This is a genomic window from Ruegeria arenilitoris (assembly GCF_013032855.1).
In the GTDB taxonomy this organism is placed as follows: domain Bacteria; phylum Pseudomonadota; class Alphaproteobacteria; order Rhodobacterales; family Rhodobacteraceae; genus Ruegeria; species Ruegeria arenilitoris.
Genome location: NZ_WQDA01000002.1, coordinates 47,634 through 65,844, shown reverse-complemented (window position 1 = coordinate 65,844; position 18,211 = coordinate 47,634). Strand labels below are relative to the sequence as shown.

Genomic DNA, 18,211 nt, shown 5'->3' with positions numbered 1-18,211 from the left:
GACGGGCCGCGGCGTCAGGCCCGGGCGGGCCATCCTTCGCGGCGGGTGCTGGCGCACCTGGTGAGTGAGTGGCTATTCGGCGGCGCGGGGCGGGGGCATGGCGATGACGCTCGACGCGGTCGGGTCGCTGTCGTCCGGCGGTGTCTGCAACTGGGCGGAAAGCTCGGGCAAAAGCTCGAACAATTCTTCGCGCAGACGGGACAATTGCGCCTTGGCGATGGATTCCTCGATCTCGATGTCGCGGGTCCACTGGCGCAATTCATGCTGTATGGTCTGGGCGTCTTCGATCCGTTGCTGGAACAGTTCGACCTCTTCCTGCCGCTGTTGCAGGAACGCCCGCGCTCGGGCGACTTTGGCCGCGCCGTAGGTTTCGGCCAGTTCGTGGCTGACCTGGCTCATCTGCGCGGCCAGTTCAAGGATCTCGGGCTCCAGCGATTGCAGGTCGGGATGATCGCGCAGGAAGGCCATGCGCTCCTTGACCGCGTCAAACTCCGAGGCCAGCGCGAACACGCCGCTGCGGTCGGCCGCATGGGCGATCTGGTAGGCATCGACCACGTCCTGCATCTGCAGCGAGAACTTCCGATGCGCGTTTTCCAACGCCATCATGCGCGCGCTGGAGGGCAGGTAGAAGGCGAGCATCAGAACCAGAGCGGTCAGGCCGATCTGGATGTAGACGCCGGCGTTCGGAATGTCCTGACCGCCCAATCCAGCCTGCATCGTCAGCCAAGGCCAGACATTCACGGCGGCAAGCAGGGTGGCGGATACGGCAAACAGAGCGGCAGCGCAGATCAGGAAAAAAGTCAGTCGCAGGAATACGTTCTGGAAATGAATTGAAATCGAATGGAGGGCGGCCATGGCAGTCCTACTCCTTTTGAAACCGGCAATACCGGGCCCGGGCGGAGTATCCATCAAACGTGCAAGACGGTCCGCGTCGGACCCTGAAACAAAAATGACTTGGCTGCTCGAATACTGGCCATCATAGCCAGAAATGCGTTTTCAATCAATCAGGTCCGGAGGTTTCGTGAACCAAGTTTCACTTCGGTAACGTATCCCAGCGCGATCGACGCAAGGATGCAGCCGGTGAAAAGGTACAGGCCCCACGCTGTTTCGATCGTTGCGTATGAGATGCCCTTGGCCAACGTGATGTAGAGCGCGATGAGGAAGATATCGGCCATGGCGAGCTTGCCCATGATGTTCAGCGCGGGTTGGACACGCGGGTCCAGCAGGTCCCATTGGACCAGCGCGGTGCCGATGGTTTTGATGTACGGGGCGAACAGGGCAAAGACGGTGACGACCAGCGCGAGGAAGATGTCGGATTTCCACAAGGACTGGAGGCCGGTGATGACGCTGATCTCGCTGAGGCCGAAGATCGGCAGCAGGCCCGCGCGCATCAGCGGGGCGAACCACGCGATGGGGTAGAGGATCAGGAGCGAGAGGGTGGCGAGGCGGAGGGTCATTATGCTTAAATCGTAGGGTTTATGGACGACGCTTTCTTCGACTGAATGATGTGATAACGTCTACAAGTGAAGTCATGTAAAGTCATTCGGCAAGGAGATAATTTCTATGCCCGCCTATTTGGCGTTCAAGTCGGTGGTTGATCCTTCCGATTGCGATTTCCTTGGGCACATGAATGTATCCAGGTATTTTGCAGCATGTTCAGATTCCGTTTTAGCCATGCAGGCAGAAATGGGTTTGACGGCAGACGATATGCGGAGCGGTAGGCGGCTTTCCTTCGCAGTGGTGAATATCAACAGCGACTTCCGGCAGGAACTTGGTTCGGGCGAAGCGATCCAAATGGAGAGCGAAATTCTGGAAATTGGAAAGAAATCCATGACTTTCCGCCACACGCTTAGAAAAGTAGCGGACGGTGAAACGGCTTTCACCGCTGTGTTTAAATGTGTTTTGCTGAACTTGGAAACACGCCGGGCTGAGGTGTTGCCCGGTGATGTTTCAGAAAAAGCGAAACTGTGGATGGATGTAGAATAGACCTACCGCACCGCCTCAATCGGCCCTTCCGCACTCCCACTGATGAACTGTTCGACATAAGGATCGCCGGAGGAATCCATCTGGCTGACCGGTCCGGTCCACTGGATTACCCCGTCATGCAGCATCGCCACGTTGTCGGCAATCGCGCGGACGGAGCTCATGTCGTGCGTGATGGTCATTGCGGTGGCGCCCATTTCGGTCACGATCTCGCGGATCAGGTCATTGATGACGCCCGACATGATCGGGTCCAGCCCCGTAGTGGGTTCGTCGAAGAAAATGATCTCGGGTTCGGCGGCGATGGCGCGGGCCAGACCTACACGTTTCTGCATGCCGCCCGACAGTTCGGACGGGTAGAGATCTGCCACCTTGGCGCGCAGGCCCACGCGGCGCAGTTTCTCGATCGCGATTTCACGTGCCTCGTCCGTCGGTCGTTTCAGCGAGCCGCGCAGCAGGCGGAAGGCCACGTTCTGCCAGACGGGCAACGAGTCAAACAGGGCCGCCCCTTGGAACAGCATACCGAACCTGGCTAGAAAGGCGTCTCGGTCACCGGTCTGGGCGTCCTGCCCATCGACGAAAATCTTGCCGCTGTCGGGTTTGATCAGACCAAGGATGCATTTCAGCGCCACGGATTTTCCGGTGCCCGAGCCACCGATGATCACCATGGACGTGCCTTTGGCAATCTCGAGGTTCATGCCCCTGAGCACGTGGTTGTCGCCGAAGGCCTTGTGTACGTTCTCCATCCGGATCATAGCGAGAAGAACACCCCCGTGAGAACGAAGTTGGCGGCAAGGATCAGCACAGCGGCGGCCTCGACCGAGCCCTTGGTTGCGCGGCCCACGCCTTGCGCGCCGCGTCCCGAATGCATGCCGAAATAGCAGCCCATGATGGCCGCGATCATGCCGAACGCCGCTCCTTTGACTAGCGAGGACAGGATGTCGAGCGGCTCGAGGAAATCGACCGTGTTTTTCAGATAGGCTGCCGGGTTGAAGCCGAGGTTCTGCGTCGCCACGGCGTAGCCGCCCGCGATGCCGATGATGTCGCCCACGGCAACCAGAACAGGGACGGTGATCAATGCGGCCAGAACGCGCGGGGCCGCCAGGTATTTCATCGGGTGGGTCGACAGGGTGACCAGGGCGTCGATCTGCTCGGTCACCTTCATTGTGGCGATCTCGGCGGCGATCGACGAGGTGACGCGCGCCGCAATCATCAGGCCGACCATGACAGGACCCAACTCGCGGACCATGCCGATGGCCACGATCTGGGGCACGACGGCTTCGGCGTTGAAACGCGCGCCGCCGGCGTAGATCTGAAGCGCCAGTGCGCCGCCGGTGAATATGGTCGTCAGGCCTACGACCGGCAGCGACAGCCAGCCGATGTTCAGCAGAGCCATGCCCAGTTCACGCGGGTAGAACGGCGGTCGAAAGATGTGTGACAGAGCATCCAATGCAAACAGCGCCACGCGGCCGAACGCCGCCAGCAGGTTCAGGACCGCGCGGCCCAGTTCGCCAAGCCATGCGAGTGGATTCATTCGACATAGCCCCGCGAGTAGCGGCTGCCGAGTGAGGTCAGGATCTCGTACCCGATGGTGCCTGCGGCCTCGGCCAGGTCGTCCACCGTCTGATGGCCGTTCAGAATGCGCAGACGTTCGGGCGTGTGCGGTAGGTCGGTGACGTCGACGGTGATCAGATCCATCGAGATACGTCCGACGACGGGGCAGGGCAGGTCGCCGGCGAAGGTGTCGATGCCGCCACCGATGGCGCGGTGCAGCCCGTCGGCATAACCCGCGGCCACGGTTGCGATCCGCGAGGGGCGCCGGGCTTTCCACGTGTTGCCGTAGCCGACGGTTTCTCCGACTGCTAGGTCGCGCACCTGTATCACCGGCAGATCGACGGTGACCACAGGTTTGGCGCCCGCAAAGGGCAAGCCGCCATACAGGCCGATGCCGGGCCGACAGAAATCAAAGTGGAATTCCGGCCCCAGCAGAAGGCCACCGGTGGCCGCCAACGAACGCGGAGCCGATACGCCACCGGTCATCTCGCGGAAGGTTTTCAGCTGTTGCCGGTTCATGGGATGGTCCGGTTCGTCCGAACAGGCCAGGTGCGACATGACCACGACAGGGTTCAGCGCCTCGGCCCGGCTGCGCAGAGCGGCCCAGTCGGAAGGCTCCAGCCCGAGGCGGTTCATGCCACTGTCCAACTGAATCCCGAACGGATGGACCGGCAGCGCCTGCAGGTGGCGTCGGAATTGCTCGGGCGAGTTGATCAGCGGCACAAGGTCGTGATCGCGCAACAGGTCGGCGTCGCCCTCCATATGGCCTGAAAAGACGCAGATCAGGGGGCCGGGGCCAATCGCTTGGCGGACGGCGGCTCCTTCCTCGGCAACGGCGACAAAGAACTTGCGGACGCCTTCTTCGGCCAGCGTGTTGGCCACAGGTCCGGCGCCCAGACCATAGGCGTCGGCCTTGACCACGGCTCCGGTCTCGACATCGGTTTTTGCGTCCAGCGCCCGCCAGTTACTGGCCAGCGCATGAAGGTTGATCGTCAAACGTGCAGTACTCATGACCCGTTCATGACATTGCGCCGCACGAGGTCAAGGGGGAATGCGCTGCAAACGCGCGTAAAGTCCTTGCCATGGGCGGCTTGTAGCCGGGTTGCGCAGGTCCGGGCGGGCTTGAACGCGGGCAAGACAGCCTGCCAGCATTGTCCGCCTATCCGGGCCAAAACCGTTGGCTGATCCAGATCGTTCATCCGGCGCATTGGGCCGCGGCACATGGATTCGGGCCTGATGGGCTTAGTAGCCTTCGATCTGGCCACCCTGCTGCCAGGGTTTGACAAGGTTGCCAAATCGGGTGAACTGCGCCTCGAAGGACAGCTCGACCGTGCCGATGGGGCCGTGGCGCTGCTTGCCGACGATGACTTCGGCCTTGCCGTGCAGGCGCTCCATCGCCTGCTTCCACTCTTCCATCTTCTCCAGCTCGTGATCGCCTGGCTTTTCGCGCTCTTTGTAGTATTCCTCGCGGAACACGAACATCACCACGTCGGCGTCCTGCTCGATCGAGCCGGATTCGCGCAGGTCGGACAGCTGCGGGCGCTTGTCGTCGCGGTTTTCCACCTGACGCGACAACTGCGACAGGGCGATGACGGGAATATTCAGCTCTTTCGCGATGGCCTTCATGCCCATCGAGATCTCGGCGATCTCGTTCACGCGGTTGTCAGACATGCCGCGGCACAGCTGCAGATAGTCGATGACCAGCAGGTCCAGCCCATGCGTCCGCTTGAGCCGCCGCGCCCGGGCCGCCAATTGTGAGATCGGTAGAGCCGGTGTGTCGTCGATGTAAAGCGGACAGGCTTCCAGCGCTTTGGCCGCATCGACGAAACGGCGGAACTCGTCCTCGGTCATGTCGCCTTGACGGATCTTGTGGCTGGAGATTTCGGACGCCTCGGCCAGAATCCGTCCGGCCAGCTGCTCGGCGCTCATTTCCAGCGAGAAGAAACCGACGACGCCGCCGTCCACCGCACCCTCGGTGCCATCGGCGCGCTGACCCCGCTTATAGGCTTTGGCCACGTTGAACGCGATGTTGGTCGCCAGCGAGGTCTTACCCATCGACGGACGCCCGGCAAGGATGATCAGGTCCGACGGGTGCAACCCGCCCAGCTGTTTGTCCAGATCGACCAGCCCGGTCGAAATCCCGGCCATGCCGCCGCCGCGCTGATAGGCCTCGTTGGTGACATTCACCGCCTCGGTCACGGCCTTGAGGAAGGATTTGAACCCCTGTTCGGTCTGGCCCTGTTCGGACAGCTTGTAGAGCTTCTGCTCGGCCTCGACGATCTGTTCCTTGGGCTCACTGGCCACTTCGACCCGCGCGGCCTTGTCCGAGATGTCGCGACCAAGCCGGATCAGTTCGCGCCGGATCGCCAGATCATAGATCATCTGGGCATAGTCATGCACGGCGAAGGCGCTGATCGAGGCCCCGGCCAGCTTGACCAGATAGGCCGGGCCGCCGAGTTCCTTCAAACCCTCGTCCTCGGCCATGAAGGATTTCAGCGTCACCGGCGATGCCAGCGCGTTCTTGGCGATGCGCGCGGCGGCGACCTCATAGATGCGGGCATGGACCGGGTCATAGAAATGCTCGGGCCCGATGATCGAGGCGACCCGGTCATACAGGTCGTTGTTGGTCAGGATCGCGCCCAGAAGCTGCTGTTCGGCCTCGATGGAATGCGGCATGGTCTCGGCGTTCTGAATCTGCGCCGCTGCCTGCTCGATACTGCTGATCTCGTTCATTGCTGCTCTCGCTGTCCCCATGGGACAAAGGTCATATCGCGGCCCCGTGAGTCGGGGCAAATTGTATGTTTTCTGGGGATATGCTGTGCATATCTTCCGCTCCTGCATCTTGCCGCAGGGATCGGTCATTCGTCAACATCTTGTGGATAGGTAGCAAGGCTGACGGCCAGTGTTTCCTGGCCGGCAACAATGGCTCGACAGTCAGCTCTTGTTGGCGTCCTGCCAGCCGCGCGGGTCGTTCAGGAAGGCCTCGACCCCGTCCAGCGTTTCGGCGTCGAACGTGCCCTGTGCCTTGGCCTCGGCCAGAACGTCCCACCAGGTGCACAGGTGGTGCAGTTGCACACCGTGATCGCCCAGCGTCTTTTCGGTTTCGGGGAAGATGCCATAATAGAAGATCACCGCCGTATGCCCACAGGTGGCGCCGGTTTCGCGGATTGCGTCCACGAAGGACAGTTTTGAGCCGCCGTCGGTGGTCAGGTCCTCGACCAGCAGCACGCGCTGGCCTTCGGTCATGGCCCCTTCGATCCGGGCGTTGCGGCCATAGCCCTTGGGCTTCTTGCGCACATAGGTCATCGGCAGGGCCATGCGCTCGGCCACCATCGCGGCGAAGGGGATGCCCGCGGTCTCACCACCGGCGATGTTGTCGAAGGCTTCGAACCCGGCATTCCGCATGACGGTGACCGTCAGGAAGTCCATAAGGGTCGACCGGATGCGCGGGTACGAGATCAGCCTGCGGCAATCGATATAGGTGGGGCTGGGCAGGCCACTGGCCAGCGTGAACGGCTCGCGCGCGTTGAAATGCACCGCCTTGATCTCCAGCAGCATCCGCGCGGTCAGGCGGGCGATTTCCGTGCTGTCGGGAAAGGAACTGGGGATCATGGCGGGACCTCGGCGCTGAAATGACGTTGCGGGCTGATAGCCTGCCGACCGGCCCGATGTCGAGAGGGGTTGGCGCAAAAGAAAAGCGGACCTCCCAAGAGGTCCGCTTGATGCCCGGATGGGCAGTCGAGCCAGCCAAGGTGGGCTTAGCTGCTCATGTCATAGGCCCGTTCGCCGTGGACCGACAGGTCGAGCCCGTTCGTTTCGGTCTCGGCGTCTACGCGAAGCGGGATGACAAGCGCAACCACCTTGATCAGCACAAACGTGACAACTGACGTAAAGACACCCACGATCACCAGCCCGCCCAACTGCGCGGTCCAGGCGCCCAAGCCGAAGACGGCGATCATGATGGTGCCGAAAATGCCGCCCACGCCATGCACGGCGAACACGTCCAGCGTATCGTCGATGTTCAACACGTTGCGGACCACGTTTACCGCCTCCTGGCACAGGATGCCGGCGACCGCGCCGATGATCAGCGCCTGAATAGGATCGACATAGCCCGAGGCCGGCGTGATCGAGGCCAGACCCGCGATGGTCCCGGTGACCAGACCGACCAGCGAGGCCTTGCCGTATTTGATCCGCTCCCAAAGCGCCCAGCTGAGCGATGCGGTGGCGGCCGAGATATGCGTGACCGTCAGCGCCATGGCCGCGCCGCCATCCGCGGCCAGCTGCGAGCCGCCGTTGAAGCCGAACCAGCCGACCCACAGCATCGCGGCCCCGATCATGACGTATCCGGGGTTGTGCGGCGGGGTGGTGCGGTTCTTGCGCGGCCCCAGGACCCACGCGATGATCAGAGCGGCCAGACCGGCGGTTTCGTGCACCACGATGCCACCGGCAAAGTCGCGCACGCCAACCTCGCCCAGGATGCCGCCATCGGTCAGGATGCCACCGCCCCAGATCCAATGCACCACCGGCGCATAGCACAACAGCATCCAAAGGCCCGAAAAGACCAGCACGAAACCAAAGCCCACGCGTTCCACATAGGCACCGACGATCAGGGCCGGGGTGATGATGGCAAAGGTCATCTGGAAGGCAAAGAACAGCACTTCGGGCAGGGTGCCCGACAGGCTGTCGGCATCGACGCCGTTCAGAAACGCCTTGCCCAGTCCGCCCCAAAGGCCCGAGCCGCCGTCGCCGAAGGCGATCGAGTAACCCGCAACCAGCCACAGGACGCTCATCAGACAGGCGATCGCGAAGCAGTGCATGAAAACGCTCAGCACGTTGCGGGCGCGCACCAGCCCGCCATAGAACAGGGCCAGGCCCGGCAAAGTCATGAACAGGACCAGCGCCGTCGCGACGATGATCCAGGCGGTATCGGCTCCGTTCATTGGGCCGTTCTCCTCTTTCCTGAAGCTGCGCCAAGGGGCGCGGTGTGAGTGACGTGCCGTGGGTTCAACCGAACGGACGTCGAGGAAAAAAGAGGCGGGGTGCGAAAAAGGTGCCTGTTTTGGCGTCCTTTTTCCAAGTGGTGACAAAAAGTACGCCGTATCCCGGCAGGTGCCAAAAAATTAGGCGAGTTCGGAAAGCCCGTTTTCCAGCAGTTTCAGCGCATGATCCCGCGCCGCGCGTCGGACGTTGGCGCGGCCCGCGGCGCCGAACTCGACGGTTTCGGTCAGGGTGGGGTTGCCTGTGACGGCAAGGCCGAAACAGACCCGGCCCTCGGGCTTGAACTCGGACCCGCCGGGCCCCGCGATGCCGGTGATCGAGACCGCAAGCTGCGCCTGGGAATGCGCCAGCGCACCCTCGGCCATCTCGCGGGCGACCTCTTCAGAAACGGCACCATGGGCCGCCAGCGTCTCGGCACGCACGCCCAGCATGTCCTGCTTGGCGGCGTTGGTATAGGCGACGAAGCCTCGGTCAACCACGGCCGAGCTGCCGGGAATGTCGGTCAGCGCGGCGGCGACCATGCCGCCCGTGCAACTTTCTGCTGTGGCGATCATGACGTTCAGCGCCTTGGCGCGGTCGAGCAGTTCGGCGACGGTCATAAGCCCAGTACTCCATGTGCGATCCCGGCCAGGATCAGAACGCCCACGGCCGCGAACACGCCCGCGATCACGTCATCCAGCATCACGCCCAAGGGGTCGCCACGACGGTCGGCCCAGCCGACGGGGCCTGGCTTGGTGATGTCGAACAAGCGGAACAGCAAAAACGCGGCGATCCAGCCCGGCCATAGGGCGGTGACCGCGATGTCATGCGCCCAGGCGGGATAGGACACGGCCCAGATGGCGATGAATTGGCCCGCGACCTCGTCGATGACGATCTCCGAAGGGTCGTGATCGTCCTGCCCGGCGGTCATGACGCCCGTGGCCCAGGTGCCGGCCGCAAAAACGGCGACGGTTGCGACGGCCAGCAGCGGGAAGCCGCCCAGCAGATGCAGCGCCAAGGCCAAAGGCAGTGCGGCCAGCGAACCCCAGGTGCCGGGGGCAGGGCGAAGGTAACCGATCCCGCCGACGGTTCCGATCAGGCGCGCCAGGGTCATGGTTTCACCAGACAGGCGGTCGCGATAGCGGCGATGCCTTCCTTGCGGCCGGTAAAGCCCAGCCGCTCGGACGTGGTGGCCTTGATTGACACGCGGTCGGCCTCCAGCTCCATGATTTCGCTAATTTTCTGCCGCATCGCCGCAGCGTGCGGGCCGATCTTGGGGTATTCGCAGACCAGCGTGCAGTCGATGTTCGAGATGCGAAAGCCCATGCGCGTGGCCAGATCCACCGCATGGCGCAGAAAGATCTCGCTGGCGGCGCCCTTCCATTGCGGGTCGGATGGGGGGAAGTGCTGACCGATATCGCCCTGCGCCAGCGCGCCATAGATCGCGTCGGTGACGGCGTGCATGCCCACATCCGCGTCGGAATGGCCCTGCAGCCCCCGATCATGCGGGACCTCGACGCCGCACAGGATCACGTGATCGCCCGGCCCGAACCGGTGCACGTCATATCCGTTGCCCAGCCTTACATCCATGTCTGACCTCAATATCCTTTCGGCCCGGGCAAAATCCTCGGGCCGTGTGATTTTCAGATTGTCCGCGTCGCCCGGCACGATGGCCACGTTGATCCCGGCGGCGCGGGCAACCTCGACATCATCGGCGGCCCCACCGGGATACACCGCATGCGCGGCGACGATGGCGTCATAGCGGAACCCCTGCGGCGTCTGCGCGGCAAACAGGCCCGCGCGATCTCGGGTGCCGGTAACTTGGTCGTCGGCCCCGGTCCACAGCGCATCGGTGACCGGCAGCCCCGGCGCCGCAGCGGCGTGGGTGTCGAGGGCCGCCAGCACGTCACCAATGACCCGCGCGCTGACACAGGGCCGGGCGACGTCATGGATCAGAACCTTGCTGACGCCGCGATCGGCCAGCGCCTGCAGCCCGTTGCGCACGGACTCGGCGCGGTCGGCGCCGCCGGGCGCAAGAATCAGGCCGCTGTCGGCGAATTCCGTCCAGGCCTCGGGGTCATCGGCGGACAGGACCAGCACGACCAGCGGCACCTGCGCCTTGATCCGTTCGATCGTCCAGTCGGCCACACGCCGCCCGGACAAGGGGCGCCACTGTTTGGGCTGGCCCCCTCCGGCGCGCAGGCCGCGCCCGGCGGCGACGATGATGGCGGCGGTAGTCATGTTTGAATTTCCGACCTTCGTTTGGCTTCCGTGTTTAGGCGGCGGTGAAAGCAGAGGCAATCACTCGCGGCTAGCTGATTAAAAATTAGGCATATGATGATTTTGCGGGCTTGCTGGTCGTGGATTTGTTGTTCATATGCCCCGGATTCGATATGAAAACCGCAAATGCTCAAGGATTAGGCACGTTGACGCTGCGCATTGCCGAGAAAACTTTGACCCCGCCAGTTCTGCTGGCGCCGATGGCCGGAATCACCGACCGGCCGTTTCGTGACCTCGTCCTGCGGTTTGGCGCCGGGATGGTGGTCAGCGAGATGGTCGCCAGCCAAGAGATGGTGCAGGCCAAGCCCGGCGTGCGCGAACGGGCCGAACTGTCAGCGGATGTGGAAAACACCGCCGTACAGCTGGCCGGTCGCGACGCCTATTGGATGGCCGAGGCCGCGCGGCAGGTTGCCGACCGGGGCGCGCGGGTGATCGACATCAACATGGGCTGCCCGGCCAAGAAGGTGACGAACGGCTATTCCGGCTCGGCCCTGCTGAAGACGCCCGACCACGCCCTGACCCTGATCGATGCGGTCGTGGGCGCAGTGGACGTTCCGGTGACGCTCAAGACCCGGCTGGGGTGGGACGACACGCTGCTGAACGCGCCGGACGTGGCGCGGCGGGCGCAGGAGGCCGGCGTTCAGATGGTGACGATCCACGGGCGCACGCGCTGTCAGTTCTACAAAGGCGAGGCGGATTGGGCCGCGATCCGCGCGGTCAAGGACGCCGTCAGCATTCCGGTCGTGGCCAATGGCGACATCACCAGCCCCGAGCGTGCGCAGACAGCGCTGGAGCAGTCGGGCGCGGAAGGCGTCATGGTGGGCCGCGGCGCGCAGGGCAAACCGTGGCTGCTTGCGCAGATCGCGCACGAGCTGTGGGGGACGCCGGCGCCAGAGGTTCCCGAAGGCGACGATCTGGCCGACATGGTGCGGGTGCATTATGAAGCGATGCTGGGGTTCTATGGCTCCGATCTGGGCCTGCGTGTCGCGCGCAAGCATCTGGGCTGGTACATGGACGAGGCCAGAACGCCGGCGTCCCTGCGCCGCGCGGTCCTGACCTCGCGCGATCCGGCCGAGGTTCTGCGGCTGATCGGCGACGCGTTGACGGAAAATTCCGAGGTGGCAGCATGATTTCGGATCAGGTCATCTGGGCTTCGCTGCCGGTTCCCGCCTTCATCATCGACCCCGAGGACCGCATCGCCGACGTCAATTCCTCGGGTGAGGGGTTCCTGAACGCTTCGCGCAAATCGGTGGTCGGGCATCCGGTCTGGGACCAGATCGCCGTGGACGCGCCGTTGGAAGAGGCGTTCACGCGCGCCCGCGCGCAGGGCACGCCGTTGTTCGTGAATGACGTGGATGTGGGTTCGGGCAATCGCGCGCCGCTGCAATGCGCGCTGCAGATCGCGCCTCTGCTGGGGCATCCGGGGTCGATGATCATGATCGTCTCGCCGCGCGAACTGGCAACCCGCATGACTCGCGGCAACACGGTCAAATCGGCGGCGCAGTCGGCGATCGGCATGGCCGAGATGCTGGCGCATGAAATCAAGAACCCGCTGGCTGGGATCACCGGTGCTGCACAGTTGCTGAGCATGAATATCGGCCCGCAAGATCTTGAGTTGACAGACCTTATCGTGGCCGAGAGTCGCCGGATCGTGAAGCTGCTTGAGCAGGTCGAGCAGTTCGGAAACCTCTCGCGGCCCGAGTTCAAGCCGGTCAACATCCACGATGTTCTGGACCGCGCGCGCCGCTCGGCGCTGCTGGGCTTCGGCGCGGACATGACCATCATCGAGGATTACGACCCGTCGCTGCCACTGGCCTATGGTGATCCGGATCAGCTGTTGCAGGTGGTTCTGAACCTGCTCAAGAACGCGTCCGAGGCCGCCGGCCCCGAGGGCGGAACGATCCGCCTGCACACCTATTTCGAACATTCCTTCCGTCTGCGGCGCAGTGATGGCTCGGGCCACTCGCTACCGCTGCAGATCGAGATCATCGACGATGGCCCGGGCCTGCCCGAGGACATCCGCGGCGATATTTTCGACCCGTTCGTATCCGGCAAGGAAAACGGCACCGGCCTTGGCTTGGCGCTGGTCAGCAAGATCGTGTCCGACCACGACGGTTGGATCACAGCCGAGTCGGTGCCGGGGCGGACAGTCTTCCGGCTGTCGCTGCGCCGCGCGCCGCGCGAGGCAGGGCAGGACAAAGAATAATCAAGGAGAACACCAGATGGATGGCACGGTACTGGTTGCAGATGATGACAGAACGATCCGGACGGTTCTGACCCAGGCCCTGACGCGGGCGGGCTGCAAGGTGCATGCGACCTCGTCACTGACGACGCTGATGCGCTGGGTCGGTGAGGGCAAGGGCGACGTGGTGATCTCGGATGTGGTCATGCCCGATGGCAACGGGTTGGAAATGCTGCCCAAGATCGCGCAGGACCGGCCGGGCCTGCCGGTGATCGTGATCTCGGCCCAGAACACGATCATGACGGCGATCCAGGCGGCCGAGGCGGATGCCTATGACTATCTGCCCAAGCCGTTCGACCTGCCGGATCTGATGAAGCGCACCGCCCGGGCGTTGGACCGCAAGCAGCGGGTTCAGATCGAACCCGCGGACACATCCGAAGACCGCCCCGACGAGTTGCCATTGGTCGGTCGAACTCCGGTGATGCAAGCCCTGTACAGGTTGGTCGCCCGGGTCATGAACACCGATCTTTCGGTCATGATTTCCGGTGAAAGTGGCACGGGCAAGTCGTTGATTGCGAGGGCAATTCACGATTTCTCAGACCGGCGGACACTGCCTTTTGTGACTGCTACTGCAGCAGACCTGCGCGACCTGGAGGGTCCGGCCCGGGTCATGGCCCGGGTGCGCGGCGGTACCTTGCTGATCGACGAAATTGCAGACCTGGACGATGAAATCCAGGCCCGGATCGTGCGGATGATGGACACGCCCGGCGACCACGTTCCGCGCTTCATGGCGACCAGCCAGTCGGACCTGACCGAGGCGATGGAAAGCGGGCGGGTGCGGCAGGACCTTTATTACCGCCTCTGCGGTGCCACCATCCATGTGCCAGCCTTGCGCGAGCGGGTCGACGACATCCTGTTGCTGGCCGAGCATTTTCTGGCCCGCGAAGAACGCGAAAACGGCACAAAGCGGCGGTTGGGCCCTGACGCGATCGAGCTTGTGCGCCGGTATTCCTGGCCCGGCAACGTGCGGCAACTGGAAAACGCTATCCGGCGGCTGAGCCTGACAAGCCGATCCGACGAAATCACCAAGTCCGAGGTCGAGGCCGTCTTGGGCAGTCAGCCCGAGGCCGAACCACTGCTGAGCGGGAGCGAACGAGAGAAGCTGTCTTCGTCGGTTGCGCGGCATCTGCGGCGCTACTTTGACCTTCATGGAAACATGCTGCCGCCACCGGGTCTGTACCAGCGCATTCTGCGCGAGGTCGAGGCTCCGCTGATCGAAATCGCGCTGGATGCGACCGGAGGAAATCAGGCAAAATGTGCCGATTTGCTGGGGATAAATCGGAATACGCTGCGCAAAAAAATCACTGATCTCGATATTCAGGTGACACGTCGGCGCAAACTGATGTAATCTCGCCACACAAACCGTGGCATCCGGGCACAGTCCCGGAAAAGACCACGACATATGGCGGTACGCTGCGAAAGCGGCACATCAGGATGAGGGCAGACGGTGGTATCCCGGGCACAGAAACGGCCGGCATTATCCCTGAATCGGTGGCGTAAGTCCCGGAAACTGCGCAATTTCGGCACCTTGGGGCTGGTTGTGTTGGGGCCGGTCCTGACCCTTGCGACCTACCTTGTTATCGGGCCGTTTGACCTGGGTGCGAATGCGCCCACGCTTCGGCTGATTCTGCTGGCAGACCTTGTTTACATCCTGGTCGTGGCGGCCCTGGTTCTTGGACAGCTGGGCAATCTGGTTGCGGCGCGTCGAGCCAAATCGGCGGGCTCTCGCCTACACCTGAGGCTGATCGGGGCGTTCACGCTGTTGGCGCTGGTGCCAACGGTGACGGTTGCGATTTTTGCTGGTCTGACCGTGAATATCGGGCTTGAAGGATGGTTCTCGGACCGGGTCAGGCAGGTGGTCGGATCTTCGCTGACGGCGGCCGAGGCCTATGAACAAGAGCACGAACAGGGTCTGACGCAGGATGCCACGGTTCTTGCGCGGTTTCTGGACAATGCACGCAAGCTGGACTTCTACATCTCGGATGCCGAGCTGCGCGAGGTGCTGGCCCAGGGGCAGGCACAGATTCAGCGCGGACTGCGCGAAGCCTACGTGATTGACGGCAGTGGCGAAATCCGGGCCCGCGGAGACAGGTCTTATCTGTTCAACTACGAACCGCCGACACCCGAGCAGTTGGAGCAGGCCCGAGACGAGGGGCTGTTGATCATCGCGGACTGGCCCAACAACGAATTCCGGGCTCTGGTGCCGCTGCGAGCCTATCTGGACCGATATCTGTATGTCAGCCGCGCAGTAGATGGCCAGTTGTTGACCCTTTTGGATGACACCAAGGAAACCGCACAGTTCTATCAACAGTTGGAAAACGAACGGGGCAGGGTGCTGTTCGAGTTCGGGCTGCTGTATCTGGGGTTCGCGGTAATCCTCATCTTGGCGGCCGTTTCGCTGGGCATGTGGTTCGCCGAGCGGCTCTCGCGCCCGGTTGGTCGCCTGACCACGGCCGCGCAGCGGGTCGGGGCCGGTGATCTGGACGTGCAGGTCATCGAAGAGGCCAGCGACGACGAAATCGCCATGCTGGGGCGGTATTTCAACCAGATGACCCGGCAATTGAAGGTGCAGCGGGGTACGCTGCTGGAAAACACCCGCCAGATCGAAAGCCGCCGCCGGCTGTTCGACTCCGTGCTCAGCTCGGTGACTTCGGGCGTGGTCGGGGTGGATCCGGATGGTCAGGTGACATTCGTCAACCGCTCGGCCGAGCGCTTGCTTGACTGGAAAGGCCATGAACAACAACTGGCTATCGGCATCGCCGTGCCCGAGTTCCTGCCTTTGTTCGAAGCGCTGAAAGAAGGCAGCCAGGAAGCAATTCAGGACGAAATCAAGGTCACCCGCAAGGGACAGTTGGAAAACCTGCTGGTCCGGATGGCAACCCGACGCGGCGAGGACGGCAGGCTGGAAGGTTACGTGGTCGCCTTTGACGACGTGACCGATCTGGTCAGCGCCCAGCGTATGGCGGCCTGGGGGGACGTAGCCCGCCGCATCGCGCATGAGATCAAGAACCCGCTGACCCCCATTCAGCTGAGCGCCGAACGCATCCGGCGGAAGTTTGCGCGGAAGCTGGATGAAGAGGACAGCGCCAGCCTGGAATCCATGACCGACGTGATCGTTCGCCAGACCAACGATCTGCGCCGGATCGTCGACGAATTCTCGAAGTTCGCCCGTATGCCCGAGCCCGACCGTCACGAGGAAGACATCGCGGGCTTGGTGCGTGAGGCGGTTCTGCTGCAGCAGGCCGGTCAGCCAGACGTTCAGATCGATGCGGAGATCCCGGACCAGCCAGTATTGGCTGATGTGGACGCGACGATGTTGAACCAAGCGCTCACGAATCTTATCAAGAACGCCGGCGAAGCGATCGAAACCCTGAAAAAGAAGGGTCCGCCCGACAACCTCAGCCCGCAGATCAAGGTGCGCCTGTCCACGGATGACGACGGAACACTGATCACCATCGCGGACAACGGCATCGGGTTGCCGGAAGACCGGGCGCGGTTGTTCGAGCCCTATGTGACGACGCGCGACGAAGGGACTGGCCTGGGCCTTCCCATCGTCAAGAAAATTATTGAAGAACACGGCGGTACGCTGACCCTTGAGGATGCGCCCGTGTTCGACGGACAGGACCATTTTGGCGCAATGGCCGTGATCCGGTTGCCGAAGGCCAATACGGCCCCGGTCGCAGCGCCGCAAAAGCAGGCAATTAAATCCAAGACACTGAAAGCAGGCCAAAGATGAGCGACATTCTGATCGTAGATGACGAGCGCGATATTCGCGAACTGGTGTCCGACATTCTGGAGGACGAAGGATATTCCACCCGGCTGGCCGGCAACTCGGACGAGTGCATGGCCGCGATCAACGCAGAACCACCCGGGTTGTTGATCCTGGACATCTGGCTCAAGGACAGCCGCATGGATGGGATCGACATTCTGAAGGCGGTCAAACGCGACAATCCGGATGTTCCGGTGGTGATCATATCGGGGCACGGGAATATCGAAATCGCCGTCGCGGCGATCAAGCAGGGGGCATATGATTTCATCGAAAAGCCCTTCAACATCGACCAGTTGATGGTGGTGATCCGCCGCGCGATGGAAACGTCGCGCCTTCGTCGCGAGAATGCCTCGCTTAAGCGCAAGGAAGTCAGCAATTCCGACATGATCGGCAAGTCGGCTGCGTTCCGCGCGATGCTGAGTCAGTTGGACAAGGTGACCAAATCCAACGGTCGGGTGATGCTGCGTGGTCCCGCCGGATCGGGCAAGGAAATCGCCGCGCGCTACATCCACGCGCACTCGAACCGGGCGAACGCGCCCTTTGTCACAGTCAACTGCGCCGGGGTCGAGCCCGAGCGCATGGAAGAAGTTTTGTTCGGCCGTGAATCCGCCGAGCGTGGCGTTGAATCCGGTCTGCTCGAACAGGCCCATGGCGGTGTGGTCTATTTCGACGAGGTTGCCGACATGCCGTTGGGCACGCAGTCCAAGATCTTGCGCGTCCTCGTTGATCAGCAGTTTCAGCGGGTGGGTGGCTCGGACAACGTGCGTGTCGATCTGCGTGTGATCTCTTCCACTAACCGCGACCTTGAAACCGAGATTGCCGCGGACCGGTTCCGCGAAGAGCTGTATCACCGCCTCAACGTCGTCCCGATCGCGGTGCCGTCTTTGGAAGAACGGCGCGAGGATATTCCTGTTCTCGCCAAGCATTTCATCGAGATGTGCAACGAAACCCAGGGCCTCCCCGTGCGCGAGTTGTCGGAAGAGGCCGTGGCTCTGCTGCAGACCATGAGTTGGCCCGGCAACGTGCGCCAGTTGAAGAACCTGGTCGAGCGGGTTTTGATCCTTGGTGATGGCACCGGACCGATCGAAGCGCGGGAATTGCCGAATGAAGAGGAAAAGGCCGACGATTCCGGCCGGGTCGTGCTGTCGGGCGCTTTGGCAACGCTGCCACTGCGCGAGGCACGAGAGGCGTTCGAGCGTGAGTATCTGCTGACCCAGATCAATCGCTTTGGCGGCAATATCAGCCGCACGGCCAGTTTCGTTGGAATGGAACGCAGCGCCTTGCACCGCAAGCTGAAATCGCTGGGTGTGGTGACGTCGAACAAGTCGGGCGCGCGGGTGGCGCAACTGGACGAGCCTGAACCGGCGGAGTAGGGGCCGGCCATACCGGCAGGTCAACGGGAGGCGCCC

General features: G+C 62.7%; 17 protein-coding genes. 6 read left to right on the top strand and 11 right to left on the bottom strand.

Annotation, left to right across the window (positions count from 1 at the left end; all coding sequences use genetic code 11):
- Positions 1-72: 72 nt before the first annotated feature.
- Positions 73-855 (bottom strand): kinetochore Spc7 family protein, encoded by a 783-nt coding sequence (locus GOW72_RS06435; RefSeq protein WP_170366111.1) that lies wholly within the window; start codon positions 853-855, stop codon positions 73-75.
- Between the two features lie 149 nt (positions 856-1,004).
- Positions 1,005-1,457, bottom strand: coding sequence for a paraquat-inducible protein A (locus tag GOW72_RS06430; protein ID WP_170338849.1), 453 nt, complete (start codon positions 1,455-1,457; stop codon positions 1,005-1,007).
- A gap of 106 nt (positions 1,458-1,563) precedes the next feature.
- Between GOW72_RS06430 and GOW72_RS06425 the strand changes: the two genes are divergently transcribed.
- Entirely contained in the window at positions 1,564-1,986 is a 423-nt protein-coding gene (locus GOW72_RS06425) for an acyl-CoA thioesterase (RefSeq protein WP_170366109.1), read from the top strand.
- 2 nt (positions 1,987-1,988) lie between these two features.
- On the opposite strand, the gene GOW72_RS06420 is transcribed toward GOW72_RS06425, so the two are convergent.
- The 9 genes from GOW72_RS06420 to GOW72_RS06380 form a co-directional block, all read right to left on the bottom strand.
- Positions 1,989-2,735, bottom strand: coding sequence for an ABC transporter ATP-binding protein (locus tag GOW72_RS06420; RefSeq protein ID WP_170338853.1), 747 nt, complete (start codon positions 2,733-2,735; stop codon positions 1,989-1,991).
- Positions 2,732-3,514, bottom strand: a complete 783-nt coding sequence (locus GOW72_RS06415) for an MlaE family ABC transporter permease (protein ID WP_170338351.1) — start codon at positions 3,512-3,514, stop codon at positions 2,732-2,734. The genes GOW72_RS06420 and GOW72_RS06415 overlap by 4 nt, the downstream gene beginning before the upstream one ends.
- Complete coding sequence (alr, locus tag GOW72_RS06410) at positions 3,511-4,545, bottom strand: alanine racemase (RefSeq protein WP_170366106.1); 1,035 nt, start codon at positions 4,543-4,545, stop codon at positions 3,511-3,513. Before alr ends, GOW72_RS06415 begins: the two co-directional genes overlap by 4 nt.
- A 231-nt stretch (positions 4,546-4,776) precedes the next feature.
- Positions 4,777-6,267, bottom strand: coding sequence for a replicative DNA helicase (locus tag GOW72_RS06405; RefSeq protein WP_170366104.1), 1,491 nt, complete (start codon positions 6,265-6,267; stop codon positions 4,777-4,779).
- A 201-nt stretch (positions 6,268-6,468) separates the two neighbouring features.
- Entirely contained in the window at positions 6,469-7,146 is a 678-nt protein-coding gene (locus tag GOW72_RS06400; RefSeq protein ID WP_170358994.1) for an orotate phosphoribosyltransferase, read from the bottom strand.
- 146 nt (positions 7,147-7,292) lie between these two features.
- Complete coding sequence (locus GOW72_RS06395; protein ID WP_170366102.1) at positions 7,293-8,474, bottom strand: ammonium transporter; 1,182 nt, start codon at positions 8,472-8,474, stop codon at positions 7,293-7,295.
- A 180-nt stretch (positions 8,475-8,654) separates the two neighbouring features.
- On the bottom strand, positions 8,655-9,131 hold the full coding sequence (locus GOW72_RS06390; RefSeq protein ID WP_170366101.1) for a CinA family protein: 477 nt from the start codon (positions 9,129-9,131) through the stop codon (positions 8,655-8,657).
- Positions 9,128-9,625, bottom strand: coding sequence for a phosphatidylglycerophosphatase A family protein (locus GOW72_RS06385; protein ID WP_170366100.1), 498 nt, complete (start codon positions 9,623-9,625; stop codon positions 9,128-9,130). The genes GOW72_RS06390 and GOW72_RS06385 overlap by 4 nt, the downstream gene beginning before the upstream one ends.
- Positions 9,622-10,752 carry a bifunctional 2-C-methyl-D-erythritol 4-phosphate cytidylyltransferase/2-C-methyl-D-erythritol 2,4-cyclodiphosphate synthase gene (locus GOW72_RS06380; protein WP_170366099.1) on the bottom strand — a complete coding sequence of 377 codons (1,131 nt, stop codon included), beginning with the start codon at positions 10,750-10,752 and terminating at the stop codon, positions 9,622-9,624. The genes GOW72_RS06385 and GOW72_RS06380 overlap by 4 nt, the downstream gene beginning before the upstream one ends.
- A gap of 152 nt (positions 10,753-10,904) precedes the next feature.
- Here GOW72_RS06380 and dusB point away from each other — a divergent pair, with 152 nt between their 5' ends.
- The 5 genes from dusB (at position 10,905) to ntrX (ending at position 18,175) form a co-directional block, all read left to right on the top strand.
- Entirely contained in the window at positions 10,905-11,921 is a 1,017-nt protein-coding gene (dusB, locus tag GOW72_RS06375; RefSeq protein ID WP_170366098.1) for a tRNA dihydrouridine synthase DusB, read from the top strand.
- Positions 11,918-12,997, top strand: a complete 1,080-nt coding sequence (locus GOW72_RS06370) for a two-component system sensor histidine kinase NtrB (protein WP_170359005.1) — start codon at positions 11,918-11,920, stop codon at positions 12,995-12,997. Before dusB ends, GOW72_RS06370 begins: the two co-directional genes overlap by 4 nt.
- Before the next feature lie 16 nt (positions 12,998-13,013).
- Positions 13,014-14,381, top strand: coding sequence for a response regulator (locus GOW72_RS06365; protein WP_170338872.1), 1,368 nt, complete (start codon positions 13,014-13,016; stop codon positions 14,379-14,381).
- A gap of 99 nt (positions 14,382-14,480) precedes the next feature.
- Positions 14,481-16,769: an ATP-binding protein gene (locus GOW72_RS06360; protein ID WP_170366097.1), complete on the top strand. Its 2,289-nt coding sequence runs from the start codon at positions 14,481-14,483 to the stop codon at positions 16,767-16,769.
- Entirely contained in the window at positions 16,766-18,175 is a 1,410-nt protein-coding gene (gene ntrX / locus GOW72_RS06355; RefSeq protein WP_170338876.1) for a nitrogen assimilation response regulator NtrX, read from the top strand. The genes GOW72_RS06360 and ntrX overlap by 4 nt, the downstream gene beginning before the upstream one ends.
- The last annotated feature ends 36 nt before the right edge of the window (positions 18,176-18,211 follow it).